Origin of the sequence: Halorubrum sp. PV6, assembly GCF_003990725.2 — an archaeon.
Taxonomy (GTDB): Archaea; Halobacteriota; Halobacteria; order Halobacteriales; family Haloferacaceae; genus Halorubrum.
The window spans coordinates 2232506-2247781 of the sequence record NZ_CP030064.1; the positions used below are offsets into that span (position 1 = coordinate 2232506).

The 15276-nt window shown below is 69.0% G+C and carries 13 protein-coding genes; 9 read left to right on the forward strand and 4 right to left on the reverse strand.

Annotated elements, in window-relative coordinates; all coding sequences use genetic code 11:
* Window positions 1-54: 54 nt before the first annotated feature.
* The 4 genes from DOS48_RS25140 to DOS48_RS25155 all read right to left on the reverse strand — a co-directional run bounded on the left by DOS48_RS25140 (window position 55) and on the right by DOS48_RS25155 (window position 3586).
* On the reverse strand, window positions 55-1449 hold the full coding sequence (locus DOS48_RS25140; protein WP_127118338.1) for a dihydroorotase family protein: 1395 nt from the start codon (window positions 1447-1449) through the stop codon (window positions 55-57).
* Complete coding sequence (locus tag DOS48_RS25145; protein ID WP_127118339.1) at window positions 1446-2111, reverse strand: isochorismatase family protein; 666 nt, start codon at window positions 2109-2111, stop codon at window positions 1446-1448. The genes DOS48_RS25140 and DOS48_RS25145 overlap by 4 nt, the downstream gene beginning before the upstream one ends.
* A gap of 84 nt (window positions 2112-2195) precedes the next feature.
* A complete protein-coding gene (locus tag DOS48_RS25150) occupies window positions 2196-3212 on the reverse strand; it encodes an LLM class flavin-dependent oxidoreductase (protein ID WP_127118340.1) in 1017 nt (338 codons plus the stop codon).
* Window positions 3209-3586, reverse strand: a complete 378-nt coding sequence (locus tag DOS48_RS25155) for a nuclear transport factor 2 family protein (protein ID WP_127118341.1) — start codon at window positions 3584-3586, stop codon at window positions 3209-3211. The genes DOS48_RS25150 and DOS48_RS25155 overlap by 4 nt, the downstream gene beginning before the upstream one ends.
* A gap of 175 nt (window positions 3587-3761) precedes the next feature.
* On the opposite strand from DOS48_RS25155, the gene DOS48_RS25160 reads away from it, so the two are divergent.
* From DOS48_RS25160 to DOS48_RS25200, 9 genes are all read left to right on the forward strand, one after another.
* The gene (locus DOS48_RS25160) at window positions 3762-5216 is read left to right on the forward strand and encodes an FAD-dependent oxidoreductase (protein WP_210755381.1); all 1455 of its coding nucleotides are present in this window, start codon (window positions 3762-3764) and stop codon (window positions 5214-5216) included.
* Window positions 5213-5980 carry an SDR family NAD(P)-dependent oxidoreductase gene (locus tag DOS48_RS25165; protein ID WP_127118342.1) on the forward strand — a complete coding sequence of 256 codons (768 nt, stop codon included), beginning with the start codon at window positions 5213-5215 and terminating at the stop codon, window positions 5978-5980. The genes DOS48_RS25160 and DOS48_RS25165 overlap by 4 nt, the downstream gene beginning before the upstream one ends.
* Window positions 5981-6101: 121 nt before the next feature.
* On the forward strand, window positions 6102-7757 hold the full coding sequence (locus DOS48_RS25170; protein WP_127118343.1) for an ATP-binding cassette domain-containing protein: 1656 nt from the start codon (window positions 6102-6104) through the stop codon (window positions 7755-7757).
* 140 nt (window positions 7758-7897) lie between these two features.
* Window positions 7898-9220, forward strand: a complete 1323-nt coding sequence (locus DOS48_RS25175) for an ABC transporter substrate-binding protein (protein WP_127118344.1) — start codon at window positions 7898-7900, stop codon at window positions 9218-9220.
* A gap of 5 nt (window positions 9221-9225) precedes the next feature.
* Window positions 9226-10197 (forward strand): branched-chain amino acid ABC transporter permease, encoded by a 972-nt coding sequence (locus DOS48_RS25180; protein WP_127118345.1) that lies wholly within the window; start codon window positions 9226-9228, stop codon window positions 10195-10197.
* Window positions 10190-11269, forward strand: coding sequence for a branched-chain amino acid ABC transporter permease (locus DOS48_RS25185; RefSeq protein ID WP_127118346.1), 1080 nt, complete (start codon window positions 10190-10192; stop codon window positions 11267-11269). Before DOS48_RS25180 ends, DOS48_RS25185 begins: the two co-directional genes overlap by 8 nt.
* Window positions 11259-12587, forward strand: a complete 1329-nt coding sequence (locus tag DOS48_RS25190) for an MmgE/PrpD family protein (RefSeq protein ID WP_127118347.1) — start codon at window positions 11259-11261, stop codon at window positions 12585-12587. Before DOS48_RS25185 ends, DOS48_RS25190 begins: the two co-directional genes overlap by 11 nt.
* Before the next feature lie 63 nt (window positions 12588-12650).
* Complete coding sequence (locus tag DOS48_RS25195; protein WP_127118348.1) at window positions 12651-14036, forward strand: MmgE/PrpD family protein; 1386 nt, start codon at window positions 12651-12653, stop codon at window positions 14034-14036.
* 71 nt (window positions 14037-14107) lie between these two features.
* Window positions 14108-14884, forward strand: a complete 777-nt coding sequence (locus DOS48_RS25200) for an IclR family transcriptional regulator (RefSeq protein ID WP_127118349.1) — start codon at window positions 14108-14110, stop codon at window positions 14882-14884.
* Window positions 14885-15276: the final 392 nt, after the last annotated feature.

A 15276-nucleotide genomic window follows, 5' to 3' on the forward strand; every position in this document is an offset into this window, starting at 1 on the left:
GCCCGGTCCCGGCCTGAGCCGGGCGATCGGGCGACGGCGATCGGTCCGGGACGGTCAGATCGGGCGGTCGATGTGGGTCCCGTGGCCGCGTTCGCCGACCACCTCGCCGTTCTCGTAGGCGACCTGGCCGCGGACGACCGTGTGCGTCGGCCAGCCGGTCACGTCGCGTCCCTCGTACGGGGAGTAGTCCGCGCCGCCCTGGAGCAGCTCGGGGGTCACCGTCTTCGTCTCGTCGAGGTCGACGACCGCGAGGTCTGCGTCACTTCCGACCTGAATCGACCCCTTCTTCGGATATATATTGAACGCTTTCGCGGTGTTCGTCGATGTCACCTCGACCGCGCGCTCCAGCGAGATACGCCCCTCGTGGACGCCCTCGGAGAGCATGAGCGGGAGCAGCGTCGCCGACGAGGGGAAGCCGGGGAGGCTGTCGGGCACGTCCTCGCCGACCTTGTCGTCGCGCAGGTTCGCGCAGTGGTCGGTGCCGATACAGGAGATGGTCCCGTCCGCGACCCGGCTCCATAAGGTCTCCTGGTCCGCCTTCGACCGGACCGGCGGGTTGACGTTGTGGCGCTCGTCACACTCCTCGGTCGTGAGACAGAGGTAGTGCGTACACGTCTCGCCGGTGATCTCCCAGCCCGCGTCGTGGAGCATCGCCAGTTCGTCGGCGGTCCGTCCCGCCGAGACGTGGACCGCGTAGAAGCTGTCGTCGTAGTCGTGTTGGCGGGCCAGCGACCCGCTCGCGGTCATGCTCTGTGCCTCCGCGTAGTCCGGGAACTGGTCGACCAACACGTCGTAGCCGCGGTACTCCTGGTCGTCGTCGACCGCGGAGTCGAGGTACGGGTTGTCGCCGAGCGCGCTCGTGATCTCCATGTTCTCGGAGTGGTGGCCGAGCGTCGTAGGGGCGTCCTGGGCGGCGAGTTCCTGGATGAACGCGTCCGCCCAGTCGTCGTGCATCTTCGAGTCGGTGCCGAACTTCTCCGGGGCGACGTCCTTGTAGTTTTTATACCATTTAAATGACGTAATACCGAGCTCATCGACGATGTACGGGATCTCGTCGATGTGTTCGAACGAGAGCAGTCCCAACGAGAAGAAGTAGTCGTGGTAGTAGTTCGGCTCCGCCTCGGCGAAGTAGCCGTCCATGATCTCCTCGTAGGAGCCGCCCCGCCGGAAGTAGTTCCCGATGGTCGTGACGCCGCCGACCAGATCGGAACGCGACTCCGACTCGGCGTCGGCGTCGAGGCCGCGATAGATCCCGTGGTGGGTGTGCGGGTCGATGGCGCCGGGGAGGACGTGGTTGCCCGCGGCGTCTATCACCCGGTCGCCGGAGAGGGTCCCCGGACTCGCGATCGCCGAGATCGTGTCCCCGTCGGCGGCCACGTCCGCCTCGAAGACGCCGAGTTCGGGCGTGACGACGGTGCCGTTCGCGATGACGAGGTCGTGGTCCGTCATGCCTCGATCCCCTCCACCCACGACTCCACCTCGTCGCGTTCGAGCACCTCCGCGTACTTCATCCACAGGTCCATCAGGGCGATCTTGTGGCTCGCCTCGATCCGGTCGAAGAGACACTCCTGTGGCAAGACGACGTTGAACCCGTTCTGTTGGGCGTCGATCGCGGTCGCGCGGACGCACCCGCTCGTGGAGTTGCCGACGATGATCACGGAGTCGTGCCCGCCCCGGACCAGCCGCGAGAGGAGGTCGGTCCCGTAGAAGGCGGAGGCGTACGACTTGTTTATCACCGTCTCACCGTCTTCGGGCGCGACGGCCTCGACGATGTCGAGGTCCTCGTGTTGGGGGTCGTCGTAGCTCGACGGGACGACTCGCGTGTACGTGACGGGAACGTCTCGCTCGCGAGCGAACGTCAGGAACGGCTCGATGTGGTCGATCGCGTTCCACGCGATTTCGCCCATCGCGGTGCGATACTCCTCGACGGCGTCGAGGATCGGCTCGTCGGCGCCGACGACGAGTCGCTGCATGTCGATGACCAGGACCATCGGATTCGTGCCCATCCCGCGGGACTCCCACGAGGACGCGCCTTCCTGGTCGTATCCGGCCGCGGAGATGACCTGCTTGTCGCGCTCGGTGAGCAGGTCCTCCCAGATGCGTTTAGTCATGTGAACGAGTGGCAGTATGTCGAGCAGTCGCATAATTCTGTGGGTGGGGAGAAACTGGACCGCCGCCGGACCGCGGGCCGGCGACTACCGCGAGGGCGCGAACGCCGCCAGCGTCCGTTCGACCCACTCCCTGTCGCTTCCGGCGGGCGCGCGGACGATGGGGAGGTCGACGCCGATCTCGCGGAGGTGGGCCAACTGCGCGCGCGCCTCCGCCGGCGTCCCGACGACCGCGAGGTGGTCGAGGAGCCCGTCGGCGACCGCGTCGGCGCCGGCTTCGAGCGAGGGGGCCGCACGGACCGCCTCGACGACCTCCTCGTACCCCGCCTGTTCGGCGGCGCGATCGTAGTACCCCGGAATGTCGCGCAGGTAGTAGGCGACGTGTTCGGCCGCGGCCCGCCGTGCGCGCTCGGGGTCCTCGTCGACCGCGGTCAGCACGTACATCGCCACGTCGATGGCGTCCACGTCTCTGTCCGCGCGGGCCGCGCCGTCGGCGAGCCACGTCAGCGCCTCCTCGAACTGCGAGTCCGGGTAGAGATTCGGCACCCAGCCGTCGGCGAACTGGCCGGTGAGTCGGACGTTGGCCGGCCCCAGCGCGCCGTTATAAATGGGGATCGACGCGCGTTCCGGCTCGAACGCCTCCCAGAACGCGGTCCGAGACGGCGAGAAGAACTTCCCGTCGAACCCCTCCGGGTCGCCGCGCAGATACCGGCGCACCAGTTCGATGTACTCGTCCATCCGGGGCAGCGGGCGGTCGAAGTCGGCGCCGTGGAACCCCTCGACGACGCCCGGATGTGCCACGCCGAGCCCGAGGATCGCCCGCCCGCCGGAGTGCGCGTCGAGGGTCGCCGCCGCCTGCGCGATGGCGGCCGGGGTCCGCGAGAACACGTTGACGATGCCGGTCGCGAGGCCGATCCGGTCGGTGTGGACCGCCCAGCGTTCGAGTTTGCCGAACGCCGACTTCCCCTGTCCCTCCGCGGCCCACGCGCTCTCGTAGCCGAGTTCCTCCGCGCGAGCGACGAGGGCTGGCTCGTCGCGAAGCGCGAAGAGGACGCCGATGCGCTCGGAGTGGGTCGCGTCGGCTTCGTCGGTTCCGTCGCTCACGGCTCGACCACCCCCTCGACCGCGAGGTCGTTGTACACGTCGAGCCGGTCGATGGTGCCCTCGCTAACCTCGTACACGTCGACGTACCGAACGTCCTCGAAGGGCTCGCCGTCGTTGTCGACGCCGTGGAGCGTCCCCTGGCTGACGACGCGGCCCCCGGCGACGGTCCAGCGACCGAACGCCTTGCCGGCGCGCTCGTATCGCGGTTCGAGGAAGGCGAGGAACGAGGCCGCTGCCTCGGGCCCCGAAAACCGTGCGCCGGGGACCGTGATCACGGCGTCGGCGGCGAACAGCTCGCCGACGGACTCGCGTTCGTCCGGGTCGCCCATCCGCTCGAAGAACTCCTCGACCGTCTCGCGTGGCGTTCGGGCCATGGTCCTTGTACACACCCAAAGAGATATAAATGGAACCATCATGAACTTAAATGCCGGTCAGCGGTCGTCCAAACCAGTCGCCAGCGGCGCGGACTCGGGGAAACACGGTAGGCACACGAACGGCGACACCCCGCCGACCGGTAGATTTACGCGACGTGGTTCCGAGTGTCACGGTATGGAGTCGCCCGATTTGGAGCCGCAGCAGCGGACGTTAGACGACGCGAGCGCGGAGGTCGTCTCGACCGACGAGGTCGAGTTCGACGTCGAGACCGACGTGTTGGTCGCGGGGGCCGGCGGGTGTGGGCTCACGGCGACGCTCGCGGCCTGCGAAGCCGAGGACCTGACGGTCACGCTCTTAGAGAAGAGCGCCGAGGTCGGCGGCAACGCCGCGCTGTCGACGGGGATGATCCCCGCGGCCGGCACCCGCTTCCAGCGCGAGGCGGGGATCGACGAGGAGCCGGCGGACATGGCCCGAGACATCTTGGAGAAGAACGGCCACGAGGCCGACGCGGAGCTGGTCGAACACCTCTGTGAGAGCAGCGTCGATCTGGTCCACTGGCTCGTGGACGACTGGGACATCTCGTTGCACCTCGTTGACGACTTTAAATACCCGAAACACTCCGAGTACCGGATGCACGCGCCGCCGGGACGCAACGGCGAGAACCTCGTCGCCGAGATGCGCGACCGGATCGAAGCGCGAGCGAACGCGGAACTGCTGACGAACACGCCAGTGACCAAACTGGTCGCGAAGGACGGCGCCGTCGAGGGCGTCGTCGCCGGGTCGGTCCGCGAGGAGGCGATCCGGGCGGACAGGGTGATACTCGCCACCGACGGCTTCGCGGGGAACCGGGAGATGGTCCGCGCGCACTGCGAGGACGACATCGCCGACGCGCTCTACTACGGCTCCGACGGCAACACCGGGGACGGGATCCGCTGGGGCGCCGAACTCGGCGGCGCCCTCGCGTCGATGGACGCCTTCCAGGGGCACGCGACCGTCGTCAGCGGGACGGGCGCGCTGTCGACATACGCCGTCGTGATGAACGGCGGCGTCCTCGTCAACGCCGACGGCGAGCGCTTCGGGAACGAGTCGAAGGGGTACTCGCAGTTCGCGGTCGACGTGGTCCGTCAGGAGGGCGGCGTCGCCTACGAGATATTCGACGAGCGCATCTTCGAGCGCCTGCAGGGCGAGTTCGACGACTTCGACCGCGCCGTCGACCTCGGCTCGTACACGAGCGCCGACACCGTCGAGGAACTCGCCGCCGAACTCGGCTGCGACCCGGAGGCGACCCGCGAGGCAATCGAGTCGTACAACGCGGCCGTCGAGGCGGGCGAGCCGGACGAGGTCGGCCGCGAGGACGGCCGGAACGTCCTCTCGGCCCCCTTTTACGGGACCGAGGTGACCGGGTCGCTGTTCCACACGCAGGGAGGGCTCGTCGTCGACGAGCACGCGCGAGTGCTCCGCGAGGACGGCTCGACCGTCGACGGCCTCTACGCCGGCGGCGGCACCGCGACGGGCATCAGCGGCCACGGGGCCGCCGGCTACCTCTCCGGGAACGGGCTCACGACGGCGATGGGCTTCGGACGGCTGGCCGGCGTACACGCCGCCCGGTCGCTCAGCGAGCAATCGTGACGGCGAGCGAGACGACGCCGGAGCCGTCGTTCGCCGGCGACACCGTGCTCGTCACCGGCACGGCTCGGGGTATCGGCCGCGCCTGTGCGGTCCGCTTCGCCGAGCGCGGCGCGACGGTGGTCGGCGGCGACCGCCTCGACCAGTCGGAGACCGTCGCGGCCTGTACGGACCACGCGGGGGAGTTCGAGCCGGTGGACGCCGACGTGACCGACCCCGCGGCGGTCGCGGCGCTGGTCGAGCGCGCGGCCGACACCGGGCGCATCGACGTGGTCGTCAACGTGGCCGGGATCGTCGCCCGCGAGCCGATCGAGACCCACGACGGCGAGCCGTGGGAGCGCTCGATGGATGTCAACCTCACCGCGCCGTTCCGGATCGTCCGCGAGGCCGCGCCGCACCTGCGCGAGACCGGCGGCGCGATCGTCAACATCTCGTCGATCTACGGGCAGATCGGGGGGGCGGAGCGCGCTGGCTACGCCTCGACGAAGGCCGGACTGGAGGGGTTGACGCGGGCGCTCGCCGCCGAACTGGGCGCGGACGGGGTCCGCGCCAACGCCGTCGCGCCGGGGTTCATCGAGACCCCGATGACCGCGCCGTACGCCGAAGACGACGCGGCGCGCGAGCGGTTCCGCGGGCTCGCGGCGCTCGACCGGCTCGGCGAGCCGACGGAGGTTGCGAGCGTCGTCACGTTCCTCGCGGGCGACGAGGCCTCGTTCGTCACGGGCGAGACGATTCTCGTCGACGGCGGGCGGGCCACGGTGGAGTGAGCGGGGCGCGCCGGCCGCGTTCGGGCGCGTCGCTGCGGGACGGGAGCGTGTCAGTACCAGTCAACCGTGTGTCACTGACTGGCGGGAAAACGTTTATTCGCACGTGCGGTGACGTTCGGGTATGACTCGCCCGATTTTAGCGACCGAGGGGTTAACCAAGCGATTCGGCTCCCTCGTCGCGAACGACGAGCTCTCCGTGACCGTCGAGGCGGACACGATCCACGGCATCATGGGGCCGAACGGCTCCGGAAAGTCGACGTTTTTCAACACGGTCACGGGCTTTTACCGCCCCGACGGCGGCACCGTCAGGTTCGACGGGGAGGACGTGACCGGCTGGAAGCCCGACGAGATCGCGCGGCGCGGGCTCGCACGGACCTTTCAGATCCCGTCGCCCTTCGAGGATCTCACCGTCAAGGAGAACATGCTCGCCGTGTTCACCGGAGGGCTCCGCTCCGGGGTTCGGGTCCCCGACGAGAAGCGCTCGCGCGCCGACGAACTGCTCGAACTCCTCGAGATCGACCACGTCGCCGACCAGGAGGCCGGCGGGGTCTCCGGCGGTCAGGAGAAACTGCTCGAACTCGGACGCATCCTGATGCTCGAACCGGCCTGCGTGATGCTCGACGAGCCCACCGCGGGCGTCAACCCCTCGCTGCGGAACCGCCTGCTCGACCACTTGGAGACGCTCAACGACCGCGGCACGACCTTTGTGATCATCGAACACGACATGCGGGTCATCGCGGACGTCTGTGACCGCGTGACCGTGTTCAACCAGGGACAGGTCCTCGTCGAGGGCGACTTCGAGTCGGTGACGAGCGACGAGCGCGTCCGCGACGCGTACCTCGGGGGCGCGGCCGACCACGACGCGTCGCTGGAGACGCTCATCGGCGAGGAGGAGGGGGAGACGGGGAGCGCCGCCGTCGACGACGCGGCCGCGGACCCGACGCCGGCCGCCGGCGGCGGCGCGGTAGCCGCCGGGAGTGCGGGCGCGTCGTCCGAGGCTGCGGCGACGGGCGCCGCGGCGAGCGCCGCGTCCGCGCTCTCCGAGGTCGGGGCGGAGGCCGACGGGGAGTCGTGGCTCGTCGGCGAGAACCTCGTCAGCGGCTACGGGAACCACCGCGTCGTCGACGGAGTCTCGGTCGAGAGCCGGGACGGCGTCACCTGCGTCTTCGGGCCGAACGGGTCGGGGAAGTCGACGCTCTTGAAGACGCTCGCCGGGGTCGTCCCGGCGTGGGAGGGGACGGTCAAGCACCGCGGCACCGACCTGACCGGCAACAGGCCGGCCGAGAACGTCCACCGCGGGGTCACGATGCTCCCGCAGGACGGCGGCATCTTCGGCAACCTCACCGTCCGTGAGAACCTCCTTCTCGGCGGGTACACCGTCGACGACGGGACCGTCCGCGAAGAGCGGTTCGACGAGGTCCTGTCGGCGTTCCCGGAGCTGGAAGGCAAACTCGACGAGAAGGGGCGGTCGCTGTCGGGCGGCCAGCAGATGATGCTCAGCTACGGGCGCGCCATGATGACCGGCGGGGAGGTGTACCTCCTCGACGAGCCGTCGAGCGGGCTGGCCCCCTCCCTCATCGACCAGGTGTTCGAGATGACCCGGCGGCTCGTCGAAAGCGGCGCACAGGTCGTGCTCATCGAACAGAACGTCCGCGAGGCGCTGCGGATCGCCGACTACGTCTACATCTTGGCGCAGGGGCAGCTCCAGTTCGAGGGGACGCCCGACGACCTGACCGACGAAGACGACCTCGTGGAGCTGTACCTCGGACTGGACTGACGCTCGCCGACTCGGTTCCCTACTCGTCGTCCGTGTCGCCGCCCGGCTCACCGGGTACGCTCGTCACCGCCGCGAGCCGCAGAACTAATCACAATCTTTCGTAACAAACTATATGTGCACCCGTCTCACACAAGACGTATATGGGAGACAATCCCGCAGATCGTGTCAGTAGACGCTCGTTCGTTAAATACAGCGGCGCCGCCGGCGTCACCGGTGCGCTGGCCGGCTGTAGCAGCAACGGTGGTGGCGGTGGTGGCGGTGGTGGCGGCGACGGCAGCGACGGGAGTGACGGCAGCGACGGTGGCGATGGAAGCGGCAGCAGCGACGGGAGCGACGGGAGCGACGCGCCCGACGAGGTGATCATCGGCTCGAACCACCCGCTGAGCGGATCGCTCAGCAACACCGGCGAGCGGATGGATCAGGCCGTCAAACTGGCGGCGATGATCAAAAACGAGGCGGGCGGCATCGAGTCGCTGGACGGCGCGGAACTCAGCGTCGTCAGCGGGGACAACGAGGGGGCACAGGAGCTCGGCGGCGAGGTCGCACAGGAGCTCATCGACGAGGGCGCGAGCGTGTTGACCGGCTGTTACTCCTCGCCGGTGACGAGCGCGGCGACCCGAACCGCGGAGAGCGCGGGCGTCCCGTTCGTCATCTCGGTGTCCGTGGCCAACTCGATTTTACAGGAGACGCAGCTGAACTACGCGTACCGACCCCAGCCGCCGGCGAACCAGATGGCGGTCGACCACGCGCGCCTGCTCGCCGACGCGATCCGGAACGCCGGCGAGGAGATTGAGACCGCGGGACTGTTCTACATCGACATCAGCTTCGGCCAGTCGGTGCGCGACGCGCTCCGTGAGGAACTGCCGGCCAACGACATCGAGATCGTCGCCGAGACCGCCATCGGCTTCGGTGAAACCGCCGACACGCAGGTCACGACGCTGCGGGACGCCGACCCCGACGCGGTGATCGCGACAACCTACCGGCAGGAGACGATCGAGCTGGTCAACGCGATGAACAACCAGAACTACCAGCCGAAGTACGTCACCGGCTGCTCGAACGCGGCGATGAACGACGTCAGCGCGCTCGAAGAGATGGGCGACACCGTCGAGGGCGGGTTCGCGACCAACTTCGCGCTCGACCCGACCTCCGACGCCGCGGGCGAGGTTCGGTCGCGCTTCGAGTCCGAGTTCGAGACCAGCTTCGACGCGAACGTCGCGATGACCTACGCGGCGACCCAGGTCATCATCGCGGCGATAGAGGAGGCGGGGTCGGCCGACCCCGACGACATCAACGACGCGTTAGGGGAGATCACCGTCGAGGATCACATCGCGGCGATGCCGCCGATCACCTTCGCCGACAACGGCGAAAACGAGAACTCGCTCGCCCCGCTGTTCCAGGTCCAGGACCTCAGAGACCGCGTCATCGCACCCGAGGAGTTCGCTGAGTCCGACGTGCAGTTCTGACCCACATGCTCTCTTCGTTTTTCCTTGACGCCTGCGGTCGGGAAGCGGCCGCCGTCGTCGGCGCGCTCGACGCGACCGCGGCGCCGGCCGTTCTCGGGCTCTCGCTTCCGTCTCCGACGATCTTCGCGCAGTACTTCGTGTTCGCCGTGTTGCTCGGGGGGATATACGGCCTCGTCGCGCTGGGGCTGACGATGATCTTCGGCGTGATGGACGTGATCAACTTCGCGCACGGCGCGCTGATGGTGGTCGCGATGTACGCCGTGCTCGTGTTTTCGGACGCCACGGGGCTCTCGCCGTTCTTCGCGATCCCCTTCGCCGTCGTGCTGCTTTTCGCCGTCGGCATCGGTATCTACCGGTCGACGATCGCGCCCATCATCGACGCGCCACAGGAGAACCAGCTCATCGTCACCTTCGGCGTCCTGTTGATCCTCGTCAGCGGCGTCGAGATGATCTTCGGCTCTGACCCCCGACAGCTGGGGCTCGACCTCGGCTCGCTCGAACTCTCCGGCGTGTTCGTGCCGCGGGGACAGCTGTACGCGCTCGTCATCGCACTCATCGCGCTGTCGGGAACGTGGCTGTTCCTCCAGCGGACGATGCTGGGCCGGGCGATCCGCGGGACCGCCGACAACCGCGACGGCGCGCAGTACGTCGGGATCGACGTCCCGCGGATCGACGCGCTCACGTTCGGGATCGGCGCCGCGTTGGCCGGGCTCGCGGGAGGGGTGATCCCCCTCTTCCAGTCGTTCACGCCGGCGCTCGGCGACCAGTACCTGATAAACGCGTTCGTCGTCGTCGTGTTGGGGGGGCTCGGCTCCTTCCCCGGCGCGTTCGTCGGCGGGCTCATCATCGGCTTCATCCAAGTGTTCGGCGGAGCGTACTTGGGCGGTTCCACCTACCAGATCGTGATATTCCTCGCATTCATCCTCGTGTTGCTCGTGAAACCGGAAGGACTGCTCGGAGGGAGCGCCGATGAGTAACGCGCTCTCCCGCGCCGTCGATCGATACGGCGCGTTCCGAGACGAGTGGTACGCGCTCCCGGCGTTGGTCGCGGTGAGCCTCCTCGTGCTCGCCGCGGTGCCGTTCCTCCGGCAGCTCGCGCTGTTCGGAGTCGCGCCGCTGGGGTGGCTCAGCCTGAACATGCTCATCATCACCCTCGTCTGGGCGACGACCGCGCAGGCGTGGAACATCATGTCCGGGTACACCGGGCAGTTCTCGTTCGGGCACGCCGCGTTCTTCGGACTCGGCGCCTACACGACGATCATCCTCACCGGGACCTTCGGCATCTCCCCGTGGGTCGGGATGCTCCTCAGCAGCGTCATCGCGGCGGTGTACGGGTTGCTAATCGGCGCGCTGACCTTCCGATACGACCTGGAGGGCCACTACTTCGCGCTGGCGACGCTGGCGTTCGCGGAGCTGTTACGCTACGTGTTCACGAACGTCGCGCAGCTCGGCGGCGCGAGCGGCTTCTTCCGGCCGCTCGCGCGCGAGTACGCCGACGGGCCGGGGCTGGCCGCGTTCCAGTTCACCGGCGACCTCCCGTACTACTACCTGATCCTCGGGTTCCTGACCGTCGTCACCGTCGTGTCGCTCGCGATCAACCGGTCGCAGCTCGGCTACTACCTGTTCGCGATCCGCGAGCGGGAGCAGGCCGCGGCCGCCATCGGGGTCCCGACGTACCGGTACAAGCTGCTGGCCGTCGCCGTGAGCGCCTTCTTTACCGCGTGGCCCGGCGCGTTCTGGGCGATGTACTTCAACACGATCCGCCCCTCGACGGTGTTCGACCTGCTCGTCAACGTCGAGATTCTCCTGCCGGCCATCGTCGGCGGGGTCGGCACCGTCCTCGGGCCGATCGTGGGGTCGCTCATCGTCATCCCGGTCGGCGAGTTCGTCCGGCAGTCCTTCGAGATTCCCGGACTGAACAACGCCGTCTACGGGGCCATCCTCATCGCGATCGTGTTGTACAGCCCGAAGGGCGTCATCTCGTGGCCGTCCCGGTTCGTCGACCTGCTCCGGGCGCGCACCGACCTCTTGGACGACGATGCCGCCTGAGCCCGACCGCGAGCTGGCGACGTTCGCCGCGGAGCTCGAGACGGACGCGATTCCAGACCGGGTCCGCGACCGCGTGGGGCTCACCGTCGCCGACACGCTCGGCGCGATCGTCGCGGGGTCGACCGACGACGCGGTCGGCGCGCTCGCGCGGCGCTGGACCGACGGCGTCTCGGGCGGGGCGACGGTCATCGGCGCCGACGGCGGCGAGACGGTCCCGCCGCTCGCGGCGCTGTGTAACGGCGCGGCGGGGACCGTCCTCGAACTCGACGAGGGACACCGGTTCGCCGCCGGCCACCCCGCGATTCACGTGTTGCCGGCGCTCTTGGCCGACGCGGAGATCGGGTACGGCGACAGCGACGCGTTCGTGCGCTCGTTCGTCGCGGGGTACGAGGTCGCCGTCCGAACCGCCCGCGCGCTCGGCACGCTCCAGTCTGGGTACCACCCGCACGGCGTGTGGGGGGCGGTCGGCGGCGCGGCCGCGGTGGCCCGCTCGCGCGAGCTCGACCCGGAGACGACGCGGTCGGCCATGGCGATCGCGGCGAACTACGCCCAACACACCCGGTTCGAGGCCGCGACGGAGGGCGCGACCGTGCGGAACGCCTACGCGGGCATGAGCAACCTCGCGGCGCTGGTCGCCGCCGATCAGGCCGAAGCCGGGTTCGGCGGCCTCCGGAACGGGGTCGCCCGGCACCTCGAACACGCCGCCGCGGGCGACGTCGACGAGTCGGCCCTCACCGCCGGGCTGGGCGACCGGTGGGAGATCGAACACGGGTACTTCAAGATCCACGCCGCGTGCCGGTACACGCACCCGGCGCTGGACGCCGTCGCGGCGCTCGAAGCCGAGGTGGACCCGAGCGCGGTCGAGTCGGTCCGCGTCGAGACGTACCCGGCGGCCGCGCGGCTGACGGAGCCGCGGCCGCGGAACCAACTGCAAGCGAAGTTCTCGATCCCGTTCGCGGTCGCAACGGCGCTGCTTCGCGGCGACTCCGGGCCGCCCGCGTTCACGGACGAGGCGATAACGCCCGAGGCCATCGCCTTAGCCGAGCGCGTGACCGTCGCCGTCGACGACGAGTTCGCCGCCCGTGCCCCCGAACAGCGGGGCGCCCGCGTGACGGTCGAGACCGCGGACGGGCGACGGTCACACGAGGTCGCCGCGCCGCGCGGGGGCGAACACAACCCCTTCGAGGAGGCGCGGCTCGAAGCGAAGTTCCGGGACCTGGTCGCGCCGGTGATCGGGGCGGACCGGGCGGCCACGCTCTGGGAGCGCGCCAGGACGCCGGCGCCGCCGCGCGTCCTCTGTACGCTCGCGAGCCGGTAGCGTCCGACCGTTCTCGGCCCCGTCGCCCCATACGCTTTTGTCCGCGACGCGCGTCCTCCGAGTATGGCACGAGCACACACACGTGAGTGGGAGCGAGCCGTCGGCGACTTCCTCGCGGCGCCCGTCGACGCGACGGCTCGCGAACACGGGCGGGCGGTGGTCGCGGACGTGCTGGCGGCCGCCGTGGCCGGGTCGGCGGCGCCGGGCGTCGCCGGGGTCGCGACGGGCGCGTCGTTCGCGGCGGGCGAGGCGACGATCCTCGGGACGGACCGGCGAGTCGCCCCGCCGCAGGCCGCCATGACGAACGCCGCGGCCGCCATCGCACAGGAGGTGGAGGAGGGGCACAACACGGGCGGCCACGTCGGTGCCGGGATCGTCGCCGGGGGGCTCGCGGCCGCGGAGGCGAACGACGTCGACGGCGAGACGTTCGTCGACGCGTGTACGAAGGCCTACGAGGTCTGTGTGCGCCTCGAACGGGCAATATTCGCGATGAAAGCCCGGATGAACGACGCGATCCCGTGGCTCGTCCGGAACCCGCACTCGACGTGGACGACGGTCGGGCCGGCGGTGACGAGCGCGCTCTGTCTGGACGCGACCGACGAGGAGCTGCGCGAGACGTTCCGGATCGCGGCGAACCTCGCGGTGGTCTCGATGCACGACCCGTACGCCGAGGGGCCGACGGCCCGGAACTTCACTGCGGGCTTTTCCGCGCAGGCCGGCGTGACCGCGGCGCTCACGGCGATGGCGGGAGTCGAGGGCTCGGAGGCGGCCATCGAGGCGGTGTACGACCCCTTCGAGGAGCTGCTTCCGGGGGGGTTCACCAGCCAGTTCGAGACGCTCGGCGAGGAGTGGGCGGTCGCGGAACACTACGTCAAACCCTACCCCTCCTGTCGGTACACCCACCCGCCGCTCGACGCGCTTCGCGAGGCGATAGACGGGCGAGACGTGGACCCGAGCGCCGTCGAGTCGATCACGGTCCGGACGTTCGCCAACGCGACCGACATGGCACACGCCGCGCCGGAGACGATGACCGCCGGGAAGTTCTCCGCGCCGTACGTGCTGGCGACGTACCTCTGTCAGGGCGGCGTCGAACTCGACCATTTCACTCCCGAAGCGCTGGCCGACGAGACGGTCAGGGGCGTGGCCGCGCGCGTCGACCTGCGCGCCGACGACGGGTACGAGGCGGCCTTCCCCGAGTCGTGGGGCGCGAGCGTCGCCGTCGAACTGGATGACGGGACCACGCTGCGCGGCGCCCGCGACTACCCTCGCGGCGACTACCGAGACCCGATGCCCGAGGCGGCGTACAGAGCGCGGAACCGAACGCTGCTGGCGCACGGGCTCAGAACGGGCGAGACCGGCGACGACGAGCGCGTCGACGCGGCGCTCGACGCCCTCGACGCCGTGGCGGAGCGACCGGTTCGGTCGACGGTCGACGCGCTCAGCCTGTAAGACAGAACGAACGTTTTGGCAGGCAGAACGGACGCGACAGATACATTACCCGCCCGAGCGATCGGGTACGTATGGCACGCGACGACACACCAAACGCGGCGTCGGTCGGGGCGACAGAACGGTCGTTCAGTATCATCGAACAGTTGGGCGAACGCGGCGGGTGTGGCGTCTCGGAGTTGGCGGAGTCGCTGCCGATTTCGAAGAGCACGGTCCACAACCACCTCCAGACGCTCCGGAGTCTGGGGTACGTCGTGCAGGACGGCGACGAGTACCGGCTCGGGCTGCAGTTCCTCGGGCTCGGCGACCGGGCTCGCCAGCATCACGACCTGTACCACGTCGCCAAACCCGAGACGGACAGCTTGGTCGAGGCGGTCGGGGAGCGCGCGCAGGTGATGGTCGAGGACGACGGCGTCGGCATCTACGTCTACCAGTCGCTGGCCGACCAGGCGGTGCGGACGGACTCGCACATCGGAACCGTCGTCGACCTCCACGCCACGTCGGTCGGGAAGGCGTACCTCGCGCACCTCCCCGACGACCGCTTAGACGAGGTGCTGGAGGCGATCAGCTTCACGGAGCAGACGCCGGACACGCTGACCGAGGTCGAATCGCTCCGGGCCGAACTCGACGAGATCGCGGAGCGCGGGTACGCGTTCAACGACGAGGAGCGAACCGTGGGGATGCGCGCGGTGGGCGCGCCGATCCTCTCCGCGGACGACGACCGCGTCCTCGGCGCCATCAGCGTCTCGGGACCGACGACCCGGATGAAGGGGACGTGGTACCGCGAGGAGGTCCCCGAGATGGTGGCACAGTCCGCACAGATCATCGGGATTCGAGCGACGTACTCGTAGTCGTTCGGGAGCACAGAACGACCGTTCGATCAGCGTGTATCTGCGGGCGTCGCCGTCGCGTCGAGTGCTCGAAGCGCACGCTGTTACATCTATACGAGTGTAATGGAATTTGCTCAACCTGCGTCGGTGAAAACCGATGTCGCTACGCTCGTTGCGGTGAGGTGAGTGTGACCCGCCGTTCGCGCCGACCTACCAGATTTGTATATAGTATTGAAAAAATATATGACTACGAGTCAATGTATTTCGAGATCAAGAACCCGAAGAGCGGAGTAGATCTGGCCCAGAAGGGCTAAAAGCACACATAAGCCCCTAGCGAGGCACCGAGACGCGTACGACCGATCCGAGAGCGGCGACCGGCGCTCGGAGGCGACCTATCGAACCGCTCGCCGCGA

Bases quoted from the DNA above. Each gene is read 5' to 3' on its own strand.
- DOS48_RS25195 (WP_127118348.1), top strand. From the start codon at position 12,651: ATGGCACGAGCACACACACGTGAGTGGGAGCGAGCCGTCGGCGACTTC.
- DOS48_RS25140 (WP_127118338.1), bottom strand. From the start codon at position 1,449: ATGACGGACCACGACCTCGTCATCGCGAACGGCACCGTCGTCACGCCC.
- DOS48_RS25185 (WP_127118346.1), top strand. From the start codon at position 10,190: ATGAGTAACGCGCTCTCCCGCGCCGTCGATCGATACGGCGCGTTCCGA.
- DOS48_RS25200 (WP_127118349.1), top strand. From the start codon at position 14,108: ATGGCACGCGACGACACACCAAACGCGGCGTCGGTCGGGGCGACAGAA.
- DOS48_RS25155 (WP_127118341.1), bottom strand. From the start codon at position 3,586: ATGGCCCGAACGCCACGCGAGACGGTCGAGGAGTTCTTCGAGCGGATG.
- DOS48_RS25190 (WP_127118347.1), top strand. From the start codon at position 11,259: ATGCCGCCTGAGCCCGACCGCGAGCTGGCGACGTTCGCCGCGGAGCTC.
- DOS48_RS25180 (WP_127118345.1), top strand. From the start codon at position 9,226: ATGCTCTCTTCGTTTTTCCTTGACGCCTGCGGTCGGGAAGCGGCCGCC.
- DOS48_RS25145 (WP_127118339.1), bottom strand. From the start codon at position 2,111: ATGACTAAACGCATCTGGGAGGACCTGCTCACCGAGCGCGACAAGCAG.
- DOS48_RS25175 (WP_127118344.1), top strand. From the start codon at position 7,898: ATGGGAGACAATCCCGCAGATCGTGTCAGTAGACGCTCGTTCGTTAAA.
- DOS48_RS25170 (WP_127118343.1), top strand. From the start codon at position 6,102: ATGACTCGCCCGATTTTAGCGACCGAGGGGTTAACCAAGCGATTCGGC.
- DOS48_RS25160 (WP_210755381.1), top strand. From the start codon at position 3,762: ATGGAGTCGCCCGATTTGGAGCCGCAGCAGCGGACGTTAGACGACGCG.